A 24,457-nucleotide genomic window follows, 5' to 3' on the forward strand; every position below is an offset into this window, starting at 1 on the left:
TCCCCATGTGAGAGTAGGTCATCGTCAAGCTCTTAATCCCGAGCCCCGTCTGTATACACAGGCGGGGCTTTTTCTTTGTGGATCAGATAATTCTAATAAATTGACTATGTCTCGTGTGATTGATATGCATTGAGATATTTTTATGTGTAAAAATCTATCCCTCAGTAAATAACTGCTTAACAAATCTTAAATAGACTTGTCTCCGGCTCGTTTTCCGGACCTTGATGTTCAATGTTATAGTTTTGCAAACATTAAGATTCATAAAATAGAGTTTATTCCTATGCAAGCAAAAACGATAAAAAAAAATACTGTCCTGACAATTGTTTCCTTATGCTGTTTTGTCCTGGGGTTTGAGGCTGCAGCTAAAGAAAAAAAAGAACCTTGGGAGTTGGCTCAAGAAACGGAGGTTTGGGAGCCTGTTCCAAAGGTTGTTACGACATCGGAGAAGAATCCCCCCTCGGATGCTGTAGTGCTTTTTGACGGAAAGAGTCTTGATCAATGGCAAGGTGTGGATGGTGGTGCAGCGCGTTGGCACGTTGACAAGGGGGCAATGGTCGTTGCTCCTAAGACAGGAGACATAAGAACAAAGGAGACTTTTTGTGATATCCAACTGCATATTGAATGGAAATCACCAAAAGAAACCCGGGGGCTGGAAGGGCAGGGGCGTGGTAATAGCGGCGTTTTTTTGCAGGAACGCTACGAGGTTCAAATTCTTGATTCATACAAGAACGAAACATACCCCAATGGCCAGGCCGCATCAGTTTATAAACAGTCCATACCCTTAGCTAACGCTTCGCGCGGCCCTGATGTTTGGCAAAACTACGATATTATTTTTCGTTCCCCGCGGTTTGATGAAGAGGGTACTTTGATTAAACCTGCGTATGTCACTGTCTTGCATAATGGTGTATTGGTGCAAGACCATGTTGAAATTCAGGGGCCGACCTCCTGGATTGGACAGCCACCCTATGAGGCCCACGGTTGTGCTCCATTGCGTCTTCAGGATCATGGAAACCCGGTAAGCTTCAGAAATATCTGGGTCAGAAAACTTTAACTCTCCCTCCTTTATCATAAATATTACGCAGCCATTGAGAATCTGCAGTGCAGATTTTCAATGCAGGGGTGCTTATGTTCTTTCGTTTTAAATTATTATTTCTGCTTTTAACTGTACTGCCATTCACAAGTGTCTTCGCTGAATATCAATCTGACATCGGTGATTTATTCAAGCCTACTACGCATTGGCAGCATGTCGACTCGGTTGTTCTTGCAAAAGATGCCAAACAATTAAGTGTTGTTGATGGTAAGTCAGCTTCTGTTTTACTTAAAAATACGACGGAAGAGGATGATCTCATTTCCAGTACGTTTTTTGCTGATAGTCAACTCAGTTTTGAATTTATGCTGGCAGAAGATGCTCGAGCACAGGTCTACCTTCAGGGCCGTTACGCAATAAATCTCGCAGGGATTTCAAATTCAAAAGTCTTAACGCCCCTGAGTGCGGGCGGGTTAGATGTTCGTGGTGCAAATGGGGAAGGTGTCGCGCCGTTGTTAGATGCAGCCAAACCGGCCGGTGAGTGGCAACGTCTGGATGTCAAGTTTAGAGCACCCCGGTTTGATGATGCGCGTAATAAAGTTGAAGATGCGCTATTCATTGAAATCAAATTGAATGGTTTAGTAATTCAGCAAAACACTCTGGCAAATGGTGTTGGCCAAACCAGTAAATATGGCTGGGAAGATCAATACGGTCCTTTAGTTATTAGAAATCTTGAAGGTGCGGTTGCGCTTAAGAATCTGGATATAAAGCATGCGGATTTCGAGGCGGTTAAAGTGCCGGCTTCGAGCGGCCAAAAAACCAATGTTGACGGTTTAACAGACCTGGTTGCCATGGGAAATGAAACATTCCATTCACTGGGATGCGCTTCCTGCCATGCGATTAAAGAGAACGATCCGTCCGTTAAAAGCGGTCCCAATTTATTCGGTTTATTTAAGCGAGTACCGCGAGATCGAGAGGTTATTGAGGGTAAAGACAACCGCCGCTTTACCATTAAAGCGAATCGTAATTATTTGTTAAAAAGTATTCGTGAGCCCGCTGCTCAAAGAGCTGTGGCGGAAACGGGCGCCTCCGTCGGTGAGGCTTATTTGCCGATCATGCCTCCTTACTCGGATCAATCTGTTTCAGATAAACAGGTTGATGCAATCAATGCTTATCTGGCCACGCTTAATCCACTTCAAGATCAAGGGCCGATTACTCTTCTGGTGACCAAAGAGGGGCCGGCTAAATATGACCCGCTAAAGGATGATCTACAACTGCTGGTTGATGATCAAACGCGCATCCAGCGTGGTCCAATGGAGGGTGTTTCCGGGAGAGCGATTCATGTGGGGCAAACCAATGGCATTAATTACACCTTTGACCCTCGCCTGCTAGCCATCGCTAAAATATGGCAAGGTGGTTTTCTTGACGTGTCCGGTGAGCTCAAAAACCGGGGTGGACGCGGATTGAAAACCGGCTATGAGAGTCAGGTGCTGGAGATGGGGCGGGCTGGCTTCTTGCTGGCACCTATGAACGATAAAGAACAATTAATAGATTTTTCATTTAAAGAGGCTGTGTTTAATGATACGGAGACGATAGCGGAGTCTTTGTACAGCAAACAGGATCATCTTGAGCGATTAAAATCCATTGATGCACAATTTCTCGGGTATGAGCGCAATTCAGCTTCACCAGAATCGCTTCCGCAATTTCGATACCGTGTAGGGAAGAATATCATTGCAATGGAAACTCGCATCGCTGCAAGCGGCGAAACAGAGATTCATCTCCGCGGTAAATTTACAACTGCACAAACGTTTGCAATCAATACAGATGTATTGCTCGAAGCTCAAGCCTCTGCCGGCGACATCAAGCCTGGATCGGGTAGTGCTCAGGCAACATGGACTATTCCTGCAAAAACCAGTAAAGACATCGTCCTAAAAGCCAAATTGAGAGTGGCTGCATCAAGCTGGCGTCCGTCACCATCTGACTTTAACTATCAAAAACAAAAGCTACAAATTATTCCTGCCAGCGCGGAGTTGCCAGAGGGTTATAGAATAGAAAGCTATTTACCTCCGCGCGACAACTACGGCAGAGAGCAATTATTTGAAGCGCTGGGCTTAGCTGTTGCGGACGACGGCACCATTGTTGTCGCGACGCGTACAGCAGGTATATGGCGTATCGTGAAAGGTGAATGGCAATTGTTTGCGGAAGGTGTTTTCGATAGCCTGGGTGTGATAATCGAAGATAAAAAAGGTTTGCAGTTGGTGGTGGGTCAAAAGGCGGAGTTGACTCGCATCACTGACACTAATCGTGATGGCCGCGCCGATACATTTGAAACATTATTTGATGCGCACAGTTATCATGGAAACTACCATGCCTACATGCATGGCCCTGCCCGAGGTGTGGACGGTGCCTACTACATTACACTGAACCTGTCTCATACTGATGAGGCAGTCTATAAAGCCGATGGCATGTACATGGGTACGACCGGAGGTTTAAGTGGCTGGGCTATCCGTGTCACTCCTGAAGGTAAATATGATTTGTGGGCGAACGGTCTACGCAGTCCGGCAGGTATCGCGAAAGCCCCGGATGGTCGTTTATGGTATTCCGATAACCAGGGAGAGTTTGTTGCAACCTCCAAAATCTTTGTCCTGAAAAAAGAGGCATTCTACGGACATCCATCCGGTTTGGTGGATTTGCCGGGAATGACTCCTGACTCACCGGAGATTGCCTGGGAAAAGGTGCGAGACAAACGAGAAAAAGCGGTTGTTTTGCTGCCTCAGAACCGGGTTGCCAACTCGCCCGGGCACCCGGTTTGGGATACCACAGATGGCCGTTTCGGTCCCTTCACCGGTCATATGTTTATCGGTGATCAAACGCAGTCCAACTTACTGCGGGTGATAACAGAAACGGTAGATGGCATAGAGCAGGGGGTGGTTATTCCTTTTGCCACAGGCCTTGAATCCGGCGTGATGAGACCGGTGTTTTTGGCGGATGGAAGTTTGTTATTAGGACAAACCGGACGTGGCTGGCAAGCAAAAGGTGGACATGTGGCCAGTTTGCAACGCATTGTGCGGAGCAGCAAAGCGCTGCCAGCAAGCATATTCAAGGTTTCTGCCCGAACCAACGGCTTCGAGATTACATTTACCAAGCCTGTGCTGACGGCGCCGGACTCAGCAAGCCTATTGGAACAATTAAAAGTCTCCTCCTGGGTATACCGTGATGCACCCGACTATGGTTCTGAAGTTATGGACGAACGGCAGGAGTCAATAGCGGGTCTGACATGGTCGGATGACAAGACCTCTCTTGTTGTGCAGTTGGCATCAACGAAACAGCCCGAGGTTCATCCACAGCAAACTGCCCGGGTATACCATTTTGCTTTAAATGCGACTGCGCTTTACGGCGCTGAGGCGGCCCACTCCCTGGAGGCGTATTACACGCTTTACCAATTTCCTGCCAAATAGATCCGATTGATTGCGCTTAAAATCCTGTAGTCCAGATAGGGCTACAGGATTTTTTTGATTCGCGTAGCTACAGCCTCTGCCTTCCCGAAATATTCTTTATCGTCTGGATAGATTTCTAGCACCAACTTTGTTTAGATGCTTCGGCATGTGAGCGAGGTGTGCGGATTTATGAAATCATCAACGGGTATATTGACTATAGATTTATCTGCCATTGAGGCGAATTGGCGCACGATCAATAACCAGCTTTCTGGCAAGACCTCTGCTGCCGCAGTCATTAAAGCCAATGCATATGGACTGGGGGCAGCTTATGTGGGCCCGACACTTTATCAAGCAGGTTGCCGGGAGTTTTTTGTGGCCACGCTGGAAGAGGCAATGGCCGCACGTCAGTATCTGAAACCGGATGCGCGGGTTTATGTATTGGGCGGAGTCCGGCCTGGTGCAGAACGATTATTCTTGCGCAATCATCTTTCGCCGGTCTTGTTTTCTCTGGAGGATATTCGGCGTTGGCTGGCATATACCCAGGAGTGGGATAGTTCGCCCCCGTGTGCGATTAAAATCAATACGGGCATGAACCGCCTCGGCCTGGATATTCAGGAATGGTCGGCATTGCTGGCATCCGGCGAAGAGCTACAATCGCTTCGCCCGGCCTTGATAATGAGCCACTTGGCTTGTGCCGATGAACCGGAACATCCTTTGAATAGCTATCAGTTGATTCAGTTTCAGGCGTTGGTGAGTGTATCCCGGCAGCTATTGCCTGAGGCGCGTTTCAGTTTGGCTAATTCCTCCGGCATTTATCTCGGCCCAGCTTGGCATTTTGATCTTGTGCGACCAGGTGCAGCACTTTATGGCGTGAATCCTCAACCACTAGAGCCTTCGCCAGTTAAACCGGTCTTGCGCCTGGCTTTACCTATTCTCCAAATTCGTCAGTTATCAGAGGACGCCAGCATCGGCTACGGAGCAACAGTCACGGTCTCTCCGCCAGCGCGGCTTGCCGTTGTTGCTGGCGGATACGCTGATGGCTTGCACCGCACCATTGGTCGGCAGGGCTTCGGTATGATTGGCCATCATCACGTCCCTGTGGTGGGACGTATATCTATGGATACCACTATTTTTGATGTCTCAACGGCTAGTGCAGATAAGGACAGCGTAATTCATGTGTTAAACAATGAACTAACCGTCGACAGGTGGACCGTTCTGACGGGGGCGTTGGGTTACGACATTCTTACGAGCTTGGGAAACCGCTATCAACGCTGCTATGTGAAAAATGGTACGAGGGTTGAGCAAGGGGCTCTTTATGAATGATGATTCTCTGCAGCGAATTCTACAGCTGCTGGCCGATGGGCAATTTCATTCCGGACAAGAGTTGGGCGAAATATTGAACCTGAGCCGCACGGCCGTATGGAAGCAACTGCAAAAACTTGAAGGACTCGGTATTTCATTGGAATCCATCAAGGGCAAAGGCTACCGTTTGCCTGATGGGCTGGATTTGTTGAATGCCGGATATATTGAGTCACAACTTTCACCGGACGCGTCAAAGCTATTGCGCGAACTCGATATTCACACAGTCATTGACTCCACCAACAACTACGTCATGCAGCAAGCCATGAATCATGAAAATGGTTATGTTTACCTGGCAGAACAACAAACCGCAGGTAAGGGGCGGCGCGGGCGCCACTGGATCAGTCCCTTTGGTAAAAATATTTACCTGTCCCTGTTATGGAATTTCAATGGTGCTGCTGCGTTGGAAGGATTAAGTTTGGCCGTCGGCGTTGTCATTGCTGAAGCATTGGGGCAATTGGGAATCGCCGGCATACAGTTAAAGTGGCCAAACGACGTGCTGTGGAGGCAACGCAAATTGGCTGGCATATTGCTGGAGATGACAGGTGACCCGGCTGGTCTTTGTCAAGTGGTGGTCGGCATCGGAATAAATGTCTCGATGCCGAAATCCAGCGCGCTAGCTATTGATCAGCCATGGGTTGATGTTGAAACAATCCAGACGGAGACCAACCTTGATCGGGAAGTCTCACGCAATGATTTAGTTGCGACCTTGTTATCCCATTTATTGCCTCTCCTGCATCATTATGCAGACCAAAAATTTATTGCCTATCGCGAGCGATGGGAGTCGCTAAATATTTTCGCCGATCAGACGGTAGAGCTTCATACTGCAAAATCTGTTGTTACTGGTCGAATGCTGGGTGTGGATGCATCGGGTGCCTTGCGTTTACGCACGGAAGAGGGCGAGACATTATTCCATGGCGGTGAGGTTTCCTTGAGGGGTGCGCCATGATATTGCAAATTGACCGGGGCAATACGCGTCTTAAATGGCGATTGCGAGAAGATCGTCGTGATGTAGCGCACGGTGCTATTCCCAATGATGAAGTTTATTCCTCACTTTCGAGTATATTGGCCGGCCAATCCATTCAGCACATTTTTATCGTTAGCGTGCTGGGCGAAGCGCAAGATAGGACATTTGCTGATTGGGCAGTAAAAGAATTCGGTGTTATGCCTCGTTTTGCCAGGGCCGAAAGCAAATGCGCTGGAGTAACCAATGGATATGCTTTTCCGGAGCGCCTCGGTGTTGATCGATGGTTAGCGATGCTTGCCAGTTATACGCGAGTGAATGGCTCTTGTGTGGTGGTTGATTGCGGCAGTGCGATCACTGTGGATTTGCTGGATCAACAAGGGGTTCATCACGGCGGTTATATTGCACCGGGTATCGCCGCTATGCAGCGCGCTTTGTCCATCAACACGCAAGGCGTGAAAGTGCAGGGTGGGGTGATGTCAACTGGCCTCGCTCCAGGCCGGGATACGGTCTCTGCTGTTGCTGCCGCCCAGCTGGCTATGATGGTCGGCTTGGTTCAACAGGCGATCCAGCAGCTTTCGTTAATCGAAAACTCGGCCTTTCCTCCTGCGCTTTTGTTCACTGGCGGGGATGGATCCCTGCTGGCGAAATTCTTTAATACGGCAGTGTTTGTGCCTGATCTGGTGCTAGATGGTCTGGAATTAATATTTTCCGCCGATTAATTTTTGTTTTATGGGGATGCGTTAACTATGCGTTCAATTTGCTTATCGTTGTTGGGCATCAACATTGTTGTTCTTTTGATGCAATTATTTGTAGGGCCTGACGAGCCTGCCAGATCAAGTGCTGCGCCTCCTGCGCGCGCTTTAAGTGGTGCTTCGTTAAAAATGCTCAGCGAGGCAGAGCGTGACATATTGACGGAAAAAGCGGGTGCAAATAAAAGTTCATCGAGAAACCCTTCAGCAAGTAATAGCGAAATGTGCACGATGGTTGGGCCGTATGCGCAACTGCTTCACGCCGAATACCTTGTGGAGCGACTGGCAGCGATGGATGCCCATGCAGCGATCACCTCCGTTGAAGTGCCGGACAGCGTCGCATATTGGGTCTACCTGCGTCCGGAAATGTCTGAGAAAGAGGCATTGCGTCGATTGTATGAAATTCAGTCTAAAAATATTGATAGTTACATCATTCCTTCAGGTGAGCTGGCAAACGGTATTTCATTCGGCATGTTTAATGATCAATCAGCCGCGCAGGCGCGCCTTGAAGAAATCCGTATGCAAGGATATCAACCAGAACTACGCGAAGTTGAGCGCACGCATAACGAAACCTGGGTAACACTCGCGCCCGGTGAAGCGGAAAAAATAGACGCTGCGGTTTGGGTAGATTTGCTGAATCAGCAGCCGGGCCTCGAAAAAAGACAAAATTTCTGTCTGGGTGTTGCGCGCGGTTAAAACTTTCACTAGAATCCCGCCTCCACAATAAGTCGTGGTTTTAAAAGCTGGCGTAGCTCAGTAGGTAGAGCAGCTGACTTGTAATCAGCCGGTCGGGGGTTCAATTCCTCTCGCCAGCTCCATTTTTAAGCATGACTTATTCGTAACTCTGTGAATTTGTTGAAAAAAATAAGTTGACAGTGGTTCGGGTCGGCCTGAAAATGCCGGCTGTTTTTGGCAGGGGTTCCCGAGCGGCCAAAGGGATCAGACTGTAAATCTGACGCGTGAGCTTCGGTGGTTCGAATCCACCCCCCTGCACCATATTCCAGCTGACTTCCTGTGTTGGCAAACGCCGCTGAGTAGTGATGTAGATTCCCGTATTCGGTGGTGAGGCAAGATTGATCGTCAGGTTACAGGTTTAAATCTGGCGTAAGTCGGGCGGGTTCGGCGGGTATAGTTCAATGGTAGAACCTCAGCCTTCCAAGCTGATGACGCGGGTTCGATTCCCGCTACCCGCTCCAGATTTTGCCTCATGGCAAGGTTTCGGCTCAAGTAGCTCAGTTGGTAGAGCACACCCTTGGTAAGGGTGAGGTCGGCAGTTCAAATCTGCTCTTGAGCTCCATATCTGCTGCGGGAGTCCATGCTCTCGCGGCTGTTTTTTGTCTGTGTATTTGGTTTTTCACAACTGATTGCGTTTTATTTCATATATATAGTCTGAGGAGGCGCTCGCAATGGCGAAGGAAAAGTTTGAACGTAACAAGCCCCACGTCAACGTGGGCACCATTGGTCACGTTGACCACGGCAAAACCACATTGACTGCAGCGCTGACCCGCGTGTGTGCAGAAACCTGGGGTGGTTCAGCGGTAGCATTTGATGGTATCGACAATGCACCGGAAGAGAAGGCGCGCGGTATTACCATCAATACCTCGCACGTTGAATACGATTCGCCGACACGCCACTATGCGCACGTCGACTGCCCGGGTCACGCCGACTATGTAAAAAACATGATCACCGGTGCGGCCCAGATGGACGGCGCTATCCTGGTGTGTGGTGCGACTGACGGTCCGATGCCGCAAACCCGTGAGCACATCCTGTTGTCCCGTCAGGTAGGCGTTCCCTACATTGTGGTCTTCCTGAACAAGGCTGACCTGCTGGCTGAAGACTGTGGCGGTGTAGGTACCGACGAATACAACGAAATGCTGGAACTGGTTGAGATGGAACTGCGTGAGTTGCTGAGCAACTACGACTTCCCGGGTGATGACACCCCGATCATTGCCGGCTCTGCGCTGATGGCGCTGAATGGTGAAGATGAGAACGGTCTGGGCACCAGCGCCGTGAAGAAACTGGTTGAGTCTCTGGATGCATACATTCCTGAGCCGGTTCGCGCCATTGACCAGCCCTTCCTGATGCCGGTAGAAGACGTATTCTCCATCTCTGGTCGCGGTACGGTAGTAACCGGTCGGGTAGAGCGTGGTGTTATCAAGGTGGGTGAAGAGATTCAGATCGTTGGTCTGAAAGAAACCATCAAGACCACCTGTACCGGTGTGGAGATGTTCCGCAAGCTGCTTGATGAAGGTCGTGCCGGTGAAAACGTTGGTGTGTTGTTGCGTGGTACCAAGCGTGATGAAGTGGAGCGTGGCCAGGTATTGTGTAAGCCAGGTTCAGTGACACCGCATACCAAGTTCCAGGCAGAAGTGTACGTGCTGTCCAAAGAGGAAGGTGGTCGTCATACGCCGTTCTTCAAGGGCTACCGTCCGCAGTTCTACTTCCGTACCACGGACGTAACTGGTGCCTGTGAGTTGCCGGAAGGTGTAGAGATGGTTATGCCAGGTGACAACATCCAGATGGCGGTGACGCTGATTCACCCGATTGCGATGGAAGAAGGTCTGCGCTTCGCGATTCGTGAAGGTGGCCGTACTGTCGGTGCTGGTGTCGTTGCCAAGATCATTCAGTAAGCAACCTTCTCTCAAAAAAGGCGCCTCATTGAGGCGTCTTTTTTTATCTGGAGGGAATATCGGATAAGTTGATAGCTTTTCCCGATGATTGTATGGGGTGACGATAGATTCGGGGCGTTAAATTGCGGGTTGAGCTCGGTATTTTTTGTTGCTGGTGCGTCTCGTCGTGCAATAGTGGCAGAGGCTTTTGTCTGATCGCTACGCTATCGGGTTTGTGCTGTTAAATATCTTTATCTTTTTAAATTATCCCTGTTGACAGCTTGTGTGCTGATCATTAAGATTGCGCCTCCTTTTGCTGGGGTGCTTTCTGCGTCAGCAAGCAAGGTTGTTCTTTAATAACATTTGGAGTTCGGTTCACATGCAGAATCAACGCATTCGGATTCGCCTGAAGGCTTTCGATCACAAGCTTATCGACGCCTCTACTCAAGAGATTGTTGAAACAGCAAAGCGTACAGGTGCTCAGGTTCGTGGTCCGATTCCGCTGCCGACTCGTAAAGAGCGCTTCACTGTATTGATTTCTCCGCATGTTAATAAAGATGCGCGTGATCAGTACGAGATTCGTACACATAAGCGTTTGCTGGATATTGTTGAGCCTACTGAAAAAACTGTAGACGCCTTGATGAAGCTGGATCTGGCTGCAGGTGTTGAAGTTCAAATTAGTCTCGGCTAAGTAAATGTTTTAAGTCATGCGGCATAGGGTCGCATGACTGTGTAACGCTCTGAAATGGGCGGCCATAGCGGGTAAAAGCCCCGTACACTAAGAGGTTAGTAAAATGACGATTGGTATTGTCGGCCGCAAGAGCGGCATGACTCGCATATTTACCGATGATGGTTTATCCATTCCTGTCTCCGTGATTGAGGTTGAGCCCAACCGCGTCACTCAGGTTAAGAATGTAGAAACCGATGGTTACTCTGCTGTTCAGGTGACTATTGGTTCTCGTCGCTCCTCCCGTGTTACCAAGTCCGAAGCTGGTCATTTTGCCAAAGCGAATGCTGAGGCAGGTCGTGGCCTGTGGGAATTGCGTAACGACTCTCAAGAAGCTTTCGAAGTGGGTTCTCAGATTACTGTTGAGACCTTCGTGGCTGGTCAAAAGATTGATGTTACAGGCACCTCTAAAGGTAAGGGTTATGCCGGTACCGTCAAGCGTTGGAACTTCGGTATGCAAGATGCTACTCACGGCAACTCGCGTTCGCACCGTGTTCCTGGATCTATTGGTCAGTGTCAAACCCCGGGTCGTGTCTTCAAAGGCAAAAAAATGACTGGTCACATGGGTGCTGAGCAGGTAACTGTTCAGAATCTCGAAGTGGTTCGGGTCGACGTTGAGCGTAATCTGCTTTTGGTCAAGGGTGCTATCCCTGGTGCGCCAGGTGGCGATGTGATTGTGCGTCCAGCTGTTAAAGCGCGCAACAACGCTTAAGTATCCGAGAGGAATCGACGATGGAATTAAATATTGTTACACCCGGTGGCGCTAAAGGTACATTAAATGTATCCGAGGTGGCTTTCGGTAGAGAGTTTAATCAGGATCTGGTTCATCAGGCTGTTGTTGCTTACATGGCTGGTGCTCGTCAGGGGACGAAGGCGCAGTTGACTCGTGCTGAAGTCTCTGGTGGTGGTAAAAAGCCCTGGCGTCAAAAAGGTACTGGTCGTGCGCGTGCGGGTACTATTCGCAGCCCGATCTGGCGTTCAGGTGGTGTCACCTTTGCTGCCAAGCCGCGCAACCATGATCAAAAGCTTAACAAGAAAATGTATCGTGCAGCGCTGCAGTGCATTTTGTCTGAGCTGAACCGTCAGGATCGTCTGGTTGTTGTTGAGAGCTTCGATGTTGATGCTCCGAAAACAAAGAGTTTGGTTCAAAAGTTGGCTCAGTATGATCTGTCAGAAGCGTTGATCGTGACAGAGGAAATGAGTGAAAACCTGTTTCTTGCGTCTCGCAATCTGCACAAAGTTGACGTGCGTGATGTGCAAGGTGTTGATCCAGTCAGCTTGATTCGTTTCGATAAAGTTGTTGTTACTGTTCCTGCTCTGAAAAAATTTGAGGAGATCCTGGGATGAACCAAGAACGCCTGTACAAAGTGTTGCTAGGTCCAGTGGTTTCCGAGAAAGCCGCAGCAGCTGGCGATGCTAGTAACCAAGTTGTTTTCAAGGTGCTGCCGAGTGCGAGCAAGCTTGAAATTAAAGCCGCTATTCAGTCACTTTTTAACGCCAAAGTTGAAAGCGTAAGAGTGCTGAATGTTAAAGGCAAAACCAAGCGTACCCGCTACGGAGTTGGCGCAAAGAGCGATTGGAAGAAGGCTTATGTACGTCTTGAGCAAGGTCAAGAAATCGACTTTGCGGTAGCTGAGTAAGGGGATCGTTGCAATGGCTATTGTAAAAAGTAAACCAACCTCGCCCGGTCGCCGCTTTGTCGTCCGTGTGGTGAACCCTGATTTGCATAAGGGTGAACCCTACGCGCCGCTGTTGGAAAAGAAATCCAAAAGTGGTGGCCGTAATAATGCAGGTCGTATCACTACCCGTCATGTGGGTGGTGGTCACAAACAGCATTATCGTGTGATTGATTTTCGTCGTAACAAAGATGGCATTCCGGCAGTTGTTGAGCGTATTGAGTACGATCCAAACCGTACTGCGTATATTGCGCTGGTGTGCTACGCAGATGGTGAGCGTCGCTACATCATTGCTCCGAAAGGTTTGTCTGCCGGAGACAAGATTGAGTCAGGTGATGCCGCTTCTATCAAAGTTGGCAATGCGTTGCCAATTCGCAATATCCCGTTAGGTAGCGTGGTTCACTGTGTTGAGCTGAAGCCTGGTAAGGGAGCACAAGTTGCTCGCTCAGCAGGTGCGTCTGCTCAGTTGGTTGCTCGTGAGGGTGCGTATGCCACCTTGCGTTTGCGTAGTGGTGAAATGCGCAAAGTATTGAGTGAGTGTCGTGCTACTTTGGGCGAAGTTTCCAACAGCGAACACAACTTGCGTTCACTGGGCAAGGCGGGTGCTACTCGCTGGCGTGGTGTTCGTCCAACTGTGCGCGGTGTTGCGATGAACCCGGTTGATCACCCGCACGGTGGTGGTGAAGGTCGTACTTCTGGTGGTCGTCATCCGGTTTCACCATGGGGTATCCCAACCAAGGGTTACAAAACGCGCAAAAACAAGCGCACCGATAAGATGATTGTTCGTCGTCGCGACAAGAAGTAAGCGTCGACTTAACAGCTGAGTGAGGAAACAACAGTGCCACGTTCACTGAAAAAAGGTCCTTTTATCGATCTTCACCTGATTAAGAAGGTCGAAGCAGCGATCGCAGGTAATGATCGTCGTCCAATTAAAACCTGGTCGCGCCGTTCCATGATTATGCCGGAGATGGTGGGTTTGACTTTGGCTGTTCATAATGGACGTCAACACGTGCCGGTCCTGGTCAACGAAGAAATGGTTGGTCACAAACTTGGCGAGTTTGCAGCTACCCGCACATACCGCGGTCATGCTGCAGATAAGAAAGCTAAAAAGCGCTAAGCGCTAAAAGTGCCTACGAGGTAATACGATGGAAGTATCAGCAAAACTAAGCGGTGCTCGTCTGTCGGCGCAGAAAGCGCGTTTGGTAGCCGATCAAATTCGCGGTAAAGGCGTTGAAGACGCTCTTGATATTCTGGCCTTCAGTACTAAAAAGGGTGCCGCAATAATCAAGAAAGTGCTCGAATCTGCAATTGCAAACGCAGAGCATAACGAAGGCGCTGATGTTGACGAGTTGAAAGTGTCGACAATTTATGTGGGTGAAGGTACCAGTCTGAAGCGCATCAAGCCTCGCGCCAAAGGCCGTGCTGACCGCATTGTGAAACGCACTTGTCACATCACCGTTAAAGTAGCCGACTAGTAAGAGAGCAGGCGTTATGGGTCAGAAAGTACATCCGAACGGTATTCGTCTGGGGATCATTAAAAAGCACACCTCTGTTTGGTATGCCGATGGTACCCAGTACGCCGACAAACTGAATATAGACTTGAAAGTACGTTCGTACATTCAGGAAAAGCTTGCCAGCGCATCTGTCAGTCGCGTCGATATTGAGCGTCCGGCTAATACGGCGAGAATCACAATTCATACCGCTCGTCCGGGAATTGTGATCGGCAAGAAAGGCGAAGATGTTGATAAGTTGCGCGCTGAAATCAGCAAGCAAATGGGCGTTCCAGTCCATATCAATATCGAAGAAATTCGCAAGCCTGATCTGGATGCGGCTCTGGTAGCACAAAGCGTTGCTCAACAATTGGAGCGTCGTGTGATGTTCCGTCGCGCAATGAAACGCGCTGTACAGAATGCTATGCGTCAGGGTGCAGAAGGTATCAAAATCCAGGTGGGTGGTCGCTTGGGTGGTGCCGAGATCGCTCGTAGTGAATGGTATCGTGAAGGTCGTGTGCCGTTGCACACATTGCGTGCGGACATCGATTACGCAACTGCCGAAGCGAGCACAACCTACGGCATCATCGGTGTAAAAGTCTGGATTTTCAAAGGTGAGGTTATCGGCGAAGTGGTAGAAGCCGAAGCAGCATCCAAGAAAAAACCTGCAAAAGCCAAGTAAGGAGTACGCAAAATGTTACAACCAAAGCGTACAAAGTTTCGCAAGCAAATGAAAGGTCGCAACCGCGGCCTGGCCCAGCGCGGCTCCAAAGTGAGTTTTGGTGATTTTGGCTTGAAAGCAACTGGTCGCGGTCGCATAACTGCTCGCCAAATTGAAGCGGCTCGTCGTGCGATGACTCGTCACGTAAAACGTGGTGGAAAGATCTGGATTCGTGTATTCCCGGATAAACCAATTACCGAAAAGCCCTTGGAAGTTCGTCAAGGTAAAGGTAAGGGTAACGTGGAATACTGGGTGGCACAAATTCGTCCTGGCAAGGTTCTTTATGAAATGGATGGCGTGAGCGAAGAGTTAGCTCGTGAAGCCTTCTCTCTTGCAGCGGCTAAATTGCCTATTACTACAACATTTGTAAAACGTTCGGTGATGTGATGAAAGCTTCAGAACTCCGCGAAAAGTCCGTCGAAGAACTGAATGGCGCACTGTTGGCTCAATTGAAAGAGCAGTTCAAGCTGCGTATGCAAGCTGCTACTGGTCAGTTAGGACAATCTCACTTGTTGGCGAAGACTCGTAAAGATATCGCTCGCATTAAGACAGTGCTTAAACAAAAGGCAGGTAACTAACGATGACTCAGGCTACTAACCAGGCTCGTACATTGACCGGTAAGGTCGTTAGCGACAAGATGGATAAAACCATCACTGTGCTGATTGAGCGTCGTGTTAAGCATGAAGTTTATGGCAAGTACACGACCAAGTCATCAAAGCTGAAAGCTCACGATGAAAACAATGAATGCAAAATTGGCGACATTGTTACCGTTGCTGAGTCTCGTCCACTGTCAAAAACCAAGACTTGGACTTTAGTCAATATTGAAGAGCGCGCTACCGAGATCTAATTGATCTCAGCGACTTTATAAGTTTCGGAGACGGACGATGATTCAAACAGAAAGTTACTTAGATGTTGCTGACAATAGCGGCGCTCGCCGTGTCATGTGCATCAAGGTTCTTGGCGGCTCCCACCGTCGCTATGCATCCGTGGGCGACATCATCAAAGTTACCGTTAAGGAAGCAATTCCTCGCGGTAAGGTGAAGAAGGGCCAAGTAATGAAGGCAGTTGTCGTGCGCACCAAAAAAGGTGTTCGTCGACAAGACGGTTCATTAATCAAGTTTGACGATAATGCTGCCGTACTGCTGAACAACCAGGATGCTCCGATTGGTACCCGTATTTTCGGACCGGTAACTCGTGAGTTGCGTGGCGAGAAATTTATGAAAATCATTTCTCTTGCACCTGAAGTACTTTAAGTAACCGGGCCAAGCAGAGAATCGAGGGCAGACAAATGCGTAAGATTAAACGTGATGACGAAGTGATTGTTATCGCCGGTCGCGACAAGGGCAAGCGTGGGAAGGTATTACGCGTATTGGCTGATGATCGTTTGATTATTTCAGGCATTAACATGATCAAAAAGCACCAGAAACCTAACCCGCAACTGGGTGTGGCTGGTGGGATTGTTGAGAAAGAAGCCTCCATTCACGCTTCCAACGTTGCTATTTTCAATCCGGCAACCAAGAAAGCTGATCGCGTCGGCTTCAAGATCCTTGAAAACGGCGACAAAGTTCGTGTTTTCAAATCCAATGGCGAAGCCGTAGGGGCGTAATTAGACATGGCTAGGCTCAAAGATCTATACAGCAAAGAAATCGCCCCCAAACTCAAAGAAGAGTTGGGCTTGGCGAATGTAATGGAAGTGCCTCGCATTACCAAGATCACTTTGAATATGGGTGTAGGTGAAGCGGTAGGTGACAAAAAAGTGCTTGAGAACGCAGTGAATGACCTGATTAAGATTTCTGGTCAGAAAGCTGTTGTGACTAATGCGCGTAAATCAATTGCGGGCTTCAAGATTCGTGATGGTTGGCCGATCGGTTGTAAAGTAACTCTGCGTCAAGAGCGTATGTATGAGTTCCTGGATCGTTTGATTTCGATTGCGATTCCTCGTATTCGTGACTTCCGCGGAATCAGCCCGAAGCAGTTCGACGGTCGTGGTAACTTCTCTATGGGTGTTACCGAGCAAATTATCTTCCCGGAAATCGACTACGATAAAGTTGATAAACTCCGTGGTCTGGATATTTGTATCACCACTACTGCGCGGACAGACGAAGAAGGTCGTGCGCTGTTAAAAGCGTTCAACTTCCCGTTCAAAGGCTAAGGGTTACGTCATGGCGAAGAAATCTATGATTGCACGTGAAGTCAAGCGTGCTCAGATCGAGAAAAAATATGCCGCTAAACGCGCAGAGCTGAAGGCGACAATTGTTAATCCCGCGTCTACTGAAGAGCAAGTGTGGGAAGCGCAAATCAAACTTCAAAAAATGCCTCGTGATGCCAGCAAATCTCGTCAACGTAATCGTTGCCGTGTAACTGGTCGTCCTCATGGTGTTTATCGCAAATTCGGCTTGTGCCGTCACAAGTTGCGTGAAGCGGCCATGCGCGGTGATGTCCCCGGCTTGGTTAAAGCCAGCTGGTAAGCCTCGGCTTAATTTTAGGAGCAGAATCTGATGAGCATGCAAGATCCGTTGGCAGATATGCTGACCCGCATTCGTAATGCGCAACAAGTGGGTAAAGCAACTGTAACCATGCCATCTTCCAAGTTGAAGATCAGCGTGGCAAAAGTACTCTCTGATGAGGGTTACGTTAGTGGTTTCTCAATTAGCGAAGGTGCTAAACAAGAGTTAACCATTGAATTGAAATATTTCGAAGGCAAGCCGGTAATTGCTGAGCTTGACCGTGTAAGCCGTCCTGGCTTGCGTAACTATGCCGGTAAAACTGCGCTTCCTACCGTTCGCGGTGGCTTAGGAATCGCAATTGTTTCTACCAGTAAAGGTGTAATGACTGATCGTGCTGCACGCGCCGCTGGCGTGGGTGGCGAAGTCCTCTGCACAGTATTCTAATTGGGAAATCGTCATGTCACGAGTTGCAAAAAGTCCGGTTGAAGTACCAGCCGCGGTGACTGTAAGCCTGAATGGCCAAAGTCTCTCCGTAAAAGGTGGCAAGGGTACGTTGGCGCTCGAAATTCACCCGAATGTAGAAGTGAAACAGGATAATAACGTCCTGACCTTCGCTCCGCGTGATGGTGCCAAGCAGTCAGATGCATTAGCAGGAACAACCCGCGCACTGGTCAACAATATGATGATCGGTGTAAGTCAAGGCTTTGAGAAAAAGCTGACACTTGTTGGTGTAGGTTATCGTGCTAAAGCAGAAGGTAACACTGTAAACCTGTCTTTGGGTTATTCAAATCCCGTTAATTACTCTCTGCCTGCAGGTGTAACGGTAGAAACCCCGAGCCAGACTGAAATTGTACTTAAAAGCGCTGACAAGCAATTGCTTGGTCAAGTTGCTGCTGAGATCCGTTCTATTCGTGCACCAGAGCCTTATAAAGGTAAGGGTGTTCGTTACTCGGACGAGCAAGTACTGCGTAAAGAAGCCAAGAAAAAGTAGGGCCTAGGTTATGAGCGATAAGAAGTTATCTCGTCTTCGCCGTGCGCGCCGTGCCCGTGCAAAGATTCGTGAATTGAATATCACCCGTTTGGCGATTCATCGCACCCCGCGTCATATCTACGCGCAAGTTATTGCAGAAGATGGTGCAAAGGTGTTAGTTAGCGCCTCAACGCTTGATGCAAGTTTACGTAGCGGCAAAACCGGCAACGTTGATGCTGCGAAAGCCGTCGGCGCCCTGATTGCCGAGCGTGCCAAAGCTGCCGGTATCACCCAGGTTGCATTTGATCGCAGTGGTTTCAAATACCACGGTCGTGTCAAAGCGCTGGCTGATGCTGCGCGTGAAGGTGGACTGGAATTCTAAAGGTTAAGATATGGCTTACTCCAAGAAAGAAGAAGACAACAACGAAGGCTTGCAAGAAAAGCTGGTACAAGTAAATCGTGTTGCCAAAACTGTTAAAGGTGGTCGTATCTTTGCTTTTACAGCGCTGACTGTGGTTGGTGACGGTAATGGTAAAGTCGGCTTCGGTCGTGGTAAAGCGCGCGAAGTACCTGTAGCGATTCAAAAAGCTATGGAAGCCGCTCGCCGCAACATGATCAGTGTTGAGCTGAACGGCGATACGCTGCAATACCCAACCAAAGGACGTCATGGCGCATCGAAAGTTTACATGCAGCCTGCTTCTCAAGGTACAGGCGTAATTGCCGGTGGCGCAATGCGTGCTGTTCTGGAAATTGCAGGCGTTCAGAACGTATTGGCTAAGTGTTATGGCTCAACCAATCCTGTGAACGTTGTTCGTGCAACCTTTGACGCGTTGAAAACAATGGCCTCTCCTGATGCCGTTGCAGCGAAACGTGGTAAAAGTGTTGAAGAGATTCTGAACTAGTCGATAGTTATCGATTACTTGATAGCGGAATATCATCATGGCTAAGAAAATGATTAAGGTTACTCAGATCAAGAGCACTGCTCATCGTCTGAAGAACCACCAGGCTTGTGTGAAAGGCTTGGGCCTGCGCCGTATCGGCCATACTGTTGAGGTTGAAGATACTCCCTCAGTGCGTGGCATGATCAATTTGGTAAATTATCTGGTTAAGGTAGAGGGAGAGTAAGATGCGTCTTAATACGCTAAGCCCCGCCCCCGGCAGAATTCGCGAGAAAAAGCGTGTTGGTCGTGGTATCGGTAGTGGCCTGGGTAAAACTGCAGGTCGCGGCCACAAAGGTTTGAAGTCTCGCTCAGGCGGTTCAGTCAAGCCAGGTTTTGAAGGCGGTCAAATGCCGCTGCAGAAACGTCTGCCTAAGTACGGTTTCACATCTCGCATCAGTCTTGTTACTGCTCAGGTTCGTTTGTCAGAACTGAATCTGGTTGAAGGTGATGTCGTGGATCTGGAAACGCTGAAGCAAGCTGATGTTCTTAATGCAAATATCAAGCGCGCCAAGATTTTTGCGTCTGGCGAGTTGAAAAAAGCAGTTACAGTGAAAGGCTTGTCTGTGACTAAAGGTGCTAAAGCGGCTATTGAAGCTGCTGGCGGAAAAATCGAAGAATAAAAGAGGCGCGAATGGCAACTCCCGGTAATCTGCCGCTAGCAAATCAAAAAGGTTTAGGCGAGCTTTGGGCTCGCCTTCGCTTTCTGTTTTTGGCTATTGTGGTTTATCGCATCGGTACTCACATTCCAGTTCCGGGTCTTGACCCCGAGCGTATCGCCAACTTATTTAATCAAAGCCAGGGGACAATCCTGGGTTTGTTTAATATGTTTTCCGGTGGTGCTTTGGAACGTATGAGTATCTTGGCTCTGGGGATTATGCCCTATATTTCGGCCTCCATTATTATGCAGTTATTGACAGCTGTTACGCCGTCTCTGGAGCAGCTGAAAAAAGAAGGTGATGCAGGGCGTCGTAAGATAAACCAGTATACGCGCTACTTTACGGTTGTTCTTGCAACTGTGCAGGCATTAGCCATGGCCGTGAGCTTCTCATCATATGCCTATGGTGGAGAGCCAGGCTTTTCGTTTTACTTCATTGCTATCGTATCCCTCGTAACGGGAGCGGTATTTATGATGTGGCTTGGTGAGCAGGTTACGGAGCGTGGTATTGGCAATGGTATATCGATGCTGATTTTTGCCGGTATTGTTGCAGGCTTGCCCAGTGCGATCGGTCAGGCATTTGAAAGTGCTCGGCAGGGTGATTTGCATATCTTGTTACTGCTGGTAATCGCTGTTATTGCTCTTGCTGTTATCTGGTTGGTTGTTCGTATAGAGAGAGGCCAGCGTCGGATCACAGTAAACTACGCGAAACGGCAACAAGGTCGTCAGGGTTACGCTGCACAAAGTAGCCATCTGCCTCTGAAGATTAACATGGCTGGTGTTATCCCTGCGATTTTTGCCAGCAGTATCCTGTTGTTTCCGGCATCTATTGCTCAGTGGTTCGGTCAAGGCGGTGAAGGCGCTGTAAATGAGTTTTTACAGGAGTTTGCTTTGGCTATTGGCCCTGGGCAGCCCCTTAATATTATTCTGTTTGCCGGATTGATTACCTTTTTCTGCTTCTTCTACACGGCGTTGATGTTTAACCCGAAAGAAGTGGCCGATAACTTGAAAAAGTCAGGTGCTTATATTCCCGGGATTCGTCCTGGTGAGCACTCAGCCAAATATATCGATAGCGTGCTGACACGTTTGACAGTGGTGGGCGCTATCTATATGTCCGCGGTGTGTTTGTTACCCCAGTTCCTGGTGGTGGCTACTAACGTGCCATTCTATTTGGGCGGCACCTCTCTGCTGATTGTGGTAGTAGTGGTGATGGACTTTATGTCCCAGGTTCAGGCACACCTGATGTCTCATCAGTATGAATCACTGATGAAGAAGTCAAACTTAAAAGGATTCGGCGGCAGTAACGTCCGCTGATCCCGGTTATTAGGGTTGGATCATGAAAGTTCGTGCTTCTGTTAAAAAGATTTGTCGTAACTGTAAAATGGTGCGTCGCAACGGTGTTCTGCGGGTTATCTGCAACGTTGAGCCGCGTCATAAGCAGCGTCAAGGTTAAATAGCTTTAGAATAAGCTTGTTCTGATGCATACGCAGGTGGAGCTACACTCGCCACCTGCGTGTTGTTTTGGGGTGAGGGTTATTCGACAAATAGCTATTATGGGGGCGTTGACTGTCGTTTGATGAAAAATTCGTCAGGCTATTGATTTCAAGTGGCTTTATCGCTATCCTTTCGCGCCTTTTTGGAATGCTGGATGGCGTGGCTACTGTCAACGCTACACAATTTACGTGTTACTGGAGTAATTTGAATGGCCCGTATTGCTGGTGTAAACATACCAGATAATAAACACGCGGTTATCTCTCTGACCTATGTCTACGGGATTGGCCGTACCACAGCTAAGCAGATTTGTGCTGCTACTGGTATCGCAGAAGATGTAAAGATCTCCACGCTCTCAGAAGAGCAGATGGATGCGATCCGTAACGAGGTGGCCAAGCGCACCGTTGAAGGTGACTTGCGTCGTGTTATATCTATGAACATCAAACGCCTCATGGACTTGGGATGCTACCGTGGCTTGCGTCATCGTCGTAGTTTGCCGCTTCGTGGTCAGCGTACAAAAACCAACGCTCGTACCCGCAAAGGTCCGCGTAAGCCAATCAAGAAATAATTGATCGCTTACGTTTGTCATTCAAGTACGGTAACAACAGGTTAGGAAGAGATTGCTATGGCGAAGCCAGGTAATAAAACCGCAACGAAAAAGAAAGTTAAAAAGACGGTGGTAGATGGGGTAGCCCATATCCACGCTTCTTTTAACAACACTATTGTGACTATCACAGACCGTCAGGGTAATACCCTGTCATGGGCTACCTCAGGTGGTTCAGGTTTCCGTGGCTCACGTAAAAGTACTCCTTTTGCTGCCCAGGTCGCAGCAGAACGCGCCGGTGAAGCCGCAAAAGAATACGGCTTGAAGAACCTCGACGTTGAAGTGAAAGGCCCTGGCCCAGGTCGCGAATCAGCAGTTCGCGCACTGAACAATGTTGGTTACAAAATTACCAACATCACTGACGTAACGCCGATTCCTCACAACGGCTGTCGTCCGCCGAAGAAACGTCGCGTTTAAGGGGGATTTAGAAAATGGCACGTTATATTGGACCTACTTGTAAATTGTCCCGCCGCGAAGGTACTGATCTCTTTCTGAAGAGCGGTGCGCGCGCGCTGGATTCCAAGTGCAAGATTGAAACAGCACCCGGCCAGCATGGCCAACGTCGTGGTCGCCTTTCTGACTATGGCGTTCAGTTGCGTGAAAAGCAAAAAGTACGTCGTATTTACGGTGTGCTGGAAAAGCAATTCCGTAGTTATTACAAAGAAGCTGCACGCCGTAAAGGCGCCAGCGGTGAGAACCTGCTGAAATTGCTGGAATCTCGCTTGGATAACGTGGTTTATCGTATGGGCTTCGGTGCTACACGCGCAGAATCCCGTCAGCTCGTTTCCCACAAAGCTATCAGCGTAAATGGCAAGACTGTGAATATTGCGTCTTACCAGGTTGCTGAAGGCGATGTTGTTGCGGTTCGTGAGAAAGCGAAAAAGCAATTGCGCATCCAAAACGCTATTAACATTGCTACTCAACGCAGTCATGTTGAGTGGGTTGATGTTAATTTCGACAAGAAAGAAGGTGTTTTCAAGCGCGTTCCTGATCGCAGCGATTTGCCAGCTGATATTAACGAGAACCTCATCATAGAGCTTTACTCTAAGTAAGGGACAAACCGCTAACAGGTGTGGCTATGCAGACTGCAGTAAACGAATTTTTGACCCCGCGTCATATCGATGTTTCAGAGATCAGTTCAACCCATGCGCGCGTGGTGTTGGAACCTTTGGAGCGCGGCTTCGGACATACCCTTGGCAATGCGCTGCGTCGCATCCTGCTGTCCTCTATGGCTGGTTGTGCCATTGTTGAAGCTGAGATTGAAGGTGTTTTGCATGAGTACAGCGACATAGAGGGTGTGCGGGAAGACGTGATTGAAATCCTGCTTAACCTGAAAGGCGTTGCTGTTGTAATGCATGGTAAGGACCAAGCGGTTCTTACATTAAGTAAGAAAGGCCCCGGCGTTGTTACGGCAGCTGATATTCAGCTTGATCATGATGTGGAAATTAAAAATCCGGATCATATTATTGCCAACATTACTGGCAATACTGAGCTGAAGATGCGTCTGACAATAGCTCGTGGCCGTGGTTACCAACCGGCAGACAGTCGTCGTCGCGATGACGACGAAAGTCGCGCGATTGGTCGCCTGCAATTGGATGCTTCTTTCAGTCCGGTTAGACGTCTGGCATACAGTGTTGAAAGTGCTCGGGTAGAACAACGCACCGACCTTGACAAGCTGGTGCTTGATCTGGAAACCAATGGCACTATCGATCCTGAAGAAGCTATTCGTCGCGCAGCGACTATTCTTCAGCAACAGTTGGCGGTGTTTGTTGATCTGGAGGGTGAGAAACAATCAGCACCGGAGCAAAAAGAAGAGGCGATTGATCCTGTTCTGTTGCGTCCGGTAGATGATCTTGAACTGACCGTTCGTTCAGCTAACTGTCTGAAAGCCGAGAATATTTACTACATTGGTGATTTGATTCAGCGCACCGAAGTCGAGCTATTAAAGACTCCGAACCTGGGTAAGAAATCACTGACCGAGATCAAAGATGTGTTGGCTTCACGCGGACTATCTCTCGGTATGCGTTTGGAAAACTGGCCGCCCGCCAGCTTGAGAAACGACTAACATTATTAGTTCGCCCGTTAACTCTCTTCGGTGCGGGCGGTTAACGAGATTGCAATTAAGCAATCCATTTTGAAGGGTTTGTATCATGCGTCATCGTCTTAGTGGCCGTCAGTTAAATCGTAACGCCTCTCATCGTAAAGCCATGTTTCGCAATATGACTGCGTCTCTGGTTGAGCATGAGTTGATTAAAACTACCTTGCCAAAGGCTAAAGAACTGCGTCGTGTAGCGGAGCCGTTAATTACTTTGGCTAAAGTAGACAGCGTTGCTAATCGTCGTCTGGCTTTTAGCCGTCTGCAAAGTAAAGAAGCTGTAGGTAAGTTATTCAGCAACCTCGGTCCTCGTTACCAAAATCGTCCCGGCGGCTACATTCGTATTTTGAAATGTGGTTTTCGCGCTGGTGACAAGGCGCCTATGGCTTATGTTGAGCTGGTTGATCGTCCTGTTCAGTCAGTTGAGACAGCGGTAGAAGCTGAGTAATTACAAGCTGAAAGCGAACTAAACAAAAAAGCCAGGCGAGTGCC

General features: G+C 48.8%; 35 protein-coding genes and 4 tRNA genes. All 39 read left to right on the forward strand.

From position 1 onward, the window contains the following. Window positions 1-280: 280 nt before the first annotated feature. The 39 genes from ACSV5M_RS14845 to rplQ all read left to right on the forward strand — a co-directional run bounded on the left by ACSV5M_RS14845 (window position 281) and on the right by rplQ (window position 24,413). Complete coding sequence (locus ACSV5M_RS14845) at window positions 281-1,051, forward strand: 3-keto-disaccharide hydrolase (RefSeq protein ID WP_439177025.1); 771 nt, start codon at window positions 281-283, stop codon at window positions 1,049-1,051. A gap of 74 nt (window positions 1,052-1,125) precedes the next feature. Continuing rightward, window positions 1,126-4,485 carry a family 16 glycoside hydrolase gene (locus ACSV5M_RS14850; RefSeq protein ID WP_439177026.1) on the forward strand — a complete coding sequence of 1,120 codons (3,360 nt, stop codon included), beginning with the start codon at window positions 1,126-1,128 and terminating at the stop codon, window positions 4,483-4,485. A gap of 168 nt (window positions 4,486-4,653) precedes the next feature. Further along, complete coding sequence (alr, locus tag ACSV5M_RS14855) at window positions 4,654-5,787, forward strand: alanine racemase (protein ID WP_439177027.1); 1,134 nt, start codon at window positions 4,654-4,656, stop codon at window positions 5,785-5,787. After that, a complete protein-coding gene (gene birA, locus ACSV5M_RS14860; protein ID WP_439177028.1) occupies window positions 5,780-6,772 on the forward strand; it encodes a bifunctional biotin--[acetyl-CoA-carboxylase] ligase/biotin operon repressor BirA in 993 nt (330 codons plus the stop codon). Before alr ends, birA begins: the two co-directional genes overlap by 8 nt. Next, window positions 6,769-7,509 (forward strand): type III pantothenate kinase, encoded by a 741-nt coding sequence (locus ACSV5M_RS14865; protein WP_439177029.1) that lies wholly within the window; start codon window positions 6,769-6,771, stop codon window positions 7,507-7,509. Before birA ends, ACSV5M_RS14865 begins: the two co-directional genes overlap by 4 nt. 3 nt (window positions 7,510-7,512) lie before the next feature. Next, window positions 7,513-8,235, forward strand: coding sequence for an SPOR domain-containing protein (locus ACSV5M_RS14870; protein WP_439177030.1), 723 nt, complete (start codon window positions 7,513-7,515; stop codon window positions 8,233-8,235). Window positions 8,236-8,281: 46 nt separating this feature from the next. Then, window positions 8,282-8,357: transfer RNA gene (locus ACSV5M_RS14875), tRNA-Thr, on the forward strand. 94 nt (window positions 8,358-8,451) lie between these two features. Continuing rightward, window positions 8,452-8,535, forward strand: a tRNA-Tyr gene (locus tag ACSV5M_RS14880). A gap of 126 nt (window positions 8,536-8,661) precedes the next feature. Then, window positions 8,662-8,735: transfer RNA gene (locus ACSV5M_RS14885), tRNA-Gly, on the forward strand. 25 nt (window positions 8,736-8,760) lie between these two features. After that, window positions 8,761-8,836, forward strand: a tRNA-Thr gene (locus ACSV5M_RS14890). 109 nt (window positions 8,837-8,945) lie between these two features. Then, the gene (tuf, locus tag ACSV5M_RS14895; RefSeq protein ID WP_439177031.1) at window positions 8,946-10,169 is read left to right on the forward strand and encodes an elongation factor Tu; all 1,224 of its coding nucleotides are present in this window, start codon (window positions 8,946-8,948) and stop codon (window positions 10,167-10,169) included. A 358-nt stretch (window positions 10,170-10,527) separates the two neighbouring features. Beyond that, window positions 10,528-10,839 carry a 30S ribosomal protein S10 gene (gene rpsJ / locus ACSV5M_RS14900; protein ID WP_007644456.1) on the forward strand — a complete coding sequence of 104 codons (312 nt, stop codon included), beginning with the start codon at window positions 10,528-10,530 and terminating at the stop codon, window positions 10,837-10,839. A 103-nt stretch (window positions 10,840-10,942) separates the two neighbouring features. Next, on the forward strand, window positions 10,943-11,587 hold the full coding sequence (gene rplC, locus ACSV5M_RS14905; protein WP_439177032.1) for a 50S ribosomal protein L3: 645 nt from the start codon (window positions 10,943-10,945) through the stop codon (window positions 11,585-11,587). 20 nt (window positions 11,588-11,607) lie between these two features. Next, window positions 11,608-12,222 (forward strand): 50S ribosomal protein L4, encoded by a 615-nt coding sequence (rplD, locus tag ACSV5M_RS14910; RefSeq protein WP_439177033.1) that lies wholly within the window; start codon window positions 11,608-11,610, stop codon window positions 12,220-12,222. Beyond that, window positions 12,219-12,515: a 50S ribosomal protein L23 gene (gene rplW / locus ACSV5M_RS14915; RefSeq protein WP_439177034.1), complete on the forward strand. Its 297-nt coding sequence runs from the start codon at window positions 12,219-12,221 to the stop codon at window positions 12,513-12,515. Before rplD ends, rplW begins: the two co-directional genes overlap by 4 nt. 13 nt (window positions 12,516-12,528) lie before the next feature. After that, the gene (gene rplB / locus ACSV5M_RS14920; RefSeq protein ID WP_439177035.1) at window positions 12,529-13,356 is read left to right on the forward strand and encodes a 50S ribosomal protein L2; all 828 of its coding nucleotides are present in this window, start codon (window positions 12,529-12,531) and stop codon (window positions 13,354-13,356) included. Window positions 13,357-13,389: 33 nt separating this feature from the next. Then, the gene (gene rpsS, locus ACSV5M_RS14925; RefSeq protein ID WP_087466565.1) at window positions 13,390-13,668 is read left to right on the forward strand and encodes a 30S ribosomal protein S19; all 279 of its coding nucleotides are present in this window, start codon (window positions 13,390-13,392) and stop codon (window positions 13,666-13,668) included. 28 nt (window positions 13,669-13,696) lie between these two features. Then, window positions 13,697-14,026: a 50S ribosomal protein L22 gene (rplV, locus tag ACSV5M_RS14930; protein ID WP_087466564.1), complete on the forward strand. Its 330-nt coding sequence runs from the start codon at window positions 13,697-13,699 to the stop codon at window positions 14,024-14,026. Between the two features lie 16 nt (window positions 14,027-14,042). Beyond that, window positions 14,043-14,723: a 30S ribosomal protein S3 gene (gene rpsC / locus ACSV5M_RS14935; RefSeq protein ID WP_439177036.1), complete on the forward strand. Its 681-nt coding sequence runs from the start codon at window positions 14,043-14,045 to the stop codon at window positions 14,721-14,723. Between the two features lie 12 nt (window positions 14,724-14,735). Then, window positions 14,736-15,149 carry a 50S ribosomal protein L16 gene (rplP, locus tag ACSV5M_RS14940; RefSeq protein ID WP_439177037.1) on the forward strand — a complete coding sequence of 138 codons (414 nt, stop codon included), beginning with the start codon at window positions 14,736-14,738 and terminating at the stop codon, window positions 15,147-15,149. Further along, complete coding sequence (gene rpmC, locus ACSV5M_RS14945) at window positions 15,149-15,340, forward strand: 50S ribosomal protein L29 (protein WP_087466561.1); 192 nt, start codon at window positions 15,149-15,151, stop codon at window positions 15,338-15,340. The genes rplP and rpmC overlap by 1 nt, the downstream gene beginning before the upstream one ends. A 2-nt stretch (window positions 15,341-15,342) precedes the next feature. Further along, complete coding sequence (gene rpsQ, locus ACSV5M_RS14950; protein ID WP_439177038.1) at window positions 15,343-15,609, forward strand: 30S ribosomal protein S17; 267 nt, start codon at window positions 15,343-15,345, stop codon at window positions 15,607-15,609. Between the two features lie 37 nt (window positions 15,610-15,646). Beyond that, window positions 15,647-16,015: a 50S ribosomal protein L14 gene (gene rplN, locus ACSV5M_RS14955; protein WP_087466559.1), complete on the forward strand. Its 369-nt coding sequence runs from the start codon at window positions 15,647-15,649 to the stop codon at window positions 16,013-16,015. A gap of 35 nt (window positions 16,016-16,050) precedes the next feature. Beyond that, window positions 16,051-16,368: a 50S ribosomal protein L24 gene (gene rplX, locus ACSV5M_RS14960; RefSeq protein WP_439177039.1), complete on the forward strand. Its 318-nt coding sequence runs from the start codon at window positions 16,051-16,053 to the stop codon at window positions 16,366-16,368. 6 nt (window positions 16,369-16,374) lie between these two features. Then, on the forward strand, window positions 16,375-16,914 hold the full coding sequence (gene rplE / locus ACSV5M_RS14965; RefSeq protein ID WP_439177040.1) for a 50S ribosomal protein L5: 540 nt from the start codon (window positions 16,375-16,377) through the stop codon (window positions 16,912-16,914). Between the two features lie 10 nt (window positions 16,915-16,924). Beyond that, window positions 16,925-17,230, forward strand: coding sequence for a 30S ribosomal protein S14 (gene rpsN / locus ACSV5M_RS14970; RefSeq protein WP_439177041.1), 306 nt, complete (start codon window positions 16,925-16,927; stop codon window positions 17,228-17,230). A 30-nt stretch (window positions 17,231-17,260) separates the two neighbouring features. Beyond that, complete coding sequence (gene rpsH / locus ACSV5M_RS14975) at window positions 17,261-17,653, forward strand: 30S ribosomal protein S8 (protein ID WP_439177042.1); 393 nt, start codon at window positions 17,261-17,263, stop codon at window positions 17,651-17,653. A 13-nt stretch (window positions 17,654-17,666) separates the two neighbouring features. Further along, the gene (gene rplF, locus ACSV5M_RS14980) at window positions 17,667-18,200 is read left to right on the forward strand and encodes a 50S ribosomal protein L6 (RefSeq protein WP_439177043.1); all 534 of its coding nucleotides are present in this window, start codon (window positions 17,667-17,669) and stop codon (window positions 18,198-18,200) included. A gap of 10 nt (window positions 18,201-18,210) precedes the next feature. After that, complete coding sequence (gene rplR, locus ACSV5M_RS14985; RefSeq protein WP_439177044.1) at window positions 18,211-18,561, forward strand: 50S ribosomal protein L18; 351 nt, start codon at window positions 18,211-18,213, stop codon at window positions 18,559-18,561. Window positions 18,562-18,571: 10 nt separating this feature from the next. Further along, window positions 18,572-19,081, forward strand: a complete 510-nt coding sequence (rpsE, locus tag ACSV5M_RS14990) for a 30S ribosomal protein S5 (protein ID WP_087466552.1) — start codon at window positions 18,572-18,574, stop codon at window positions 19,079-19,081. A 37-nt stretch (window positions 19,082-19,118) separates the two neighbouring features. Then, a complete protein-coding gene (rpmD, locus tag ACSV5M_RS14995) occupies window positions 19,119-19,304 on the forward strand; it encodes a 50S ribosomal protein L30 (protein ID WP_087466551.1) in 186 nt (61 codons plus the stop codon). A gap of 1 nt (window position 19,305) precedes the next feature. Then, on the forward strand, window positions 19,306-19,740 hold the full coding sequence (rplO, locus tag ACSV5M_RS15000; protein ID WP_439177045.1) for a 50S ribosomal protein L15: 435 nt from the start codon (window positions 19,306-19,308) through the stop codon (window positions 19,738-19,740). 11 nt (window positions 19,741-19,751) lie between these two features. Then, the gene (secY, locus tag ACSV5M_RS15005) at window positions 19,752-21,089 is read left to right on the forward strand and encodes a preprotein translocase subunit SecY (RefSeq protein WP_439177046.1); all 1,338 of its coding nucleotides are present in this window, start codon (window positions 19,752-19,754) and stop codon (window positions 21,087-21,089) included. 22 nt (window positions 21,090-21,111) lie between these two features. Then, on the forward strand, window positions 21,112-21,228 hold the full coding sequence (gene rpmJ, locus ACSV5M_RS15010; protein WP_039912586.1) for a 50S ribosomal protein L36: 117 nt from the start codon (window positions 21,112-21,114) through the stop codon (window positions 21,226-21,228). Window positions 21,229-21,477: 249 nt separating this feature from the next. Further along, window positions 21,478-21,834, forward strand: coding sequence for a 30S ribosomal protein S13 (gene rpsM / locus ACSV5M_RS15015; RefSeq protein ID WP_087466548.1), 357 nt, complete (start codon window positions 21,478-21,480; stop codon window positions 21,832-21,834). A gap of 57 nt (window positions 21,835-21,891) precedes the next feature. Then, window positions 21,892-22,287 carry a 30S ribosomal protein S11 gene (gene rpsK / locus ACSV5M_RS15020; protein ID WP_087466547.1) on the forward strand — a complete coding sequence of 132 codons (396 nt, stop codon included), beginning with the start codon at window positions 21,892-21,894 and terminating at the stop codon, window positions 22,285-22,287. A 14-nt stretch (window positions 22,288-22,301) separates the two neighbouring features. Continuing rightward, on the forward strand, window positions 22,302-22,922 hold the full coding sequence (gene rpsD / locus ACSV5M_RS15025) for a 30S ribosomal protein S4 (RefSeq protein ID WP_439177047.1): 621 nt from the start codon (window positions 22,302-22,304) through the stop codon (window positions 22,920-22,922). Window positions 22,923-22,948: 26 nt separating this feature from the next. Continuing rightward, window positions 22,949-23,935, forward strand: a complete 987-nt coding sequence (locus ACSV5M_RS15030; RefSeq protein ID WP_439177048.1) for a DNA-directed RNA polymerase subunit alpha — start codon at window positions 22,949-22,951, stop codon at window positions 23,933-23,935. An 85-nt stretch (window positions 23,936-24,020) separates the two neighbouring features. Beyond that, window positions 24,021-24,413, forward strand: a complete 393-nt coding sequence (rplQ, locus tag ACSV5M_RS15035) for a 50S ribosomal protein L17 (RefSeq protein ID WP_439177049.1) — start codon at window positions 24,021-24,023, stop codon at window positions 24,411-24,413. Window positions 24,414-24,457: the final 44 nt, after the last annotated feature.

It is taken from the genome of Cellvibrio sp. ARAG 10.3 (assembly GCF_051846955.1).
Taxonomy (GTDB): domain Bacteria; phylum Pseudomonadota; class Gammaproteobacteria; order Pseudomonadales; family Cellvibrionaceae; genus Cellvibrio.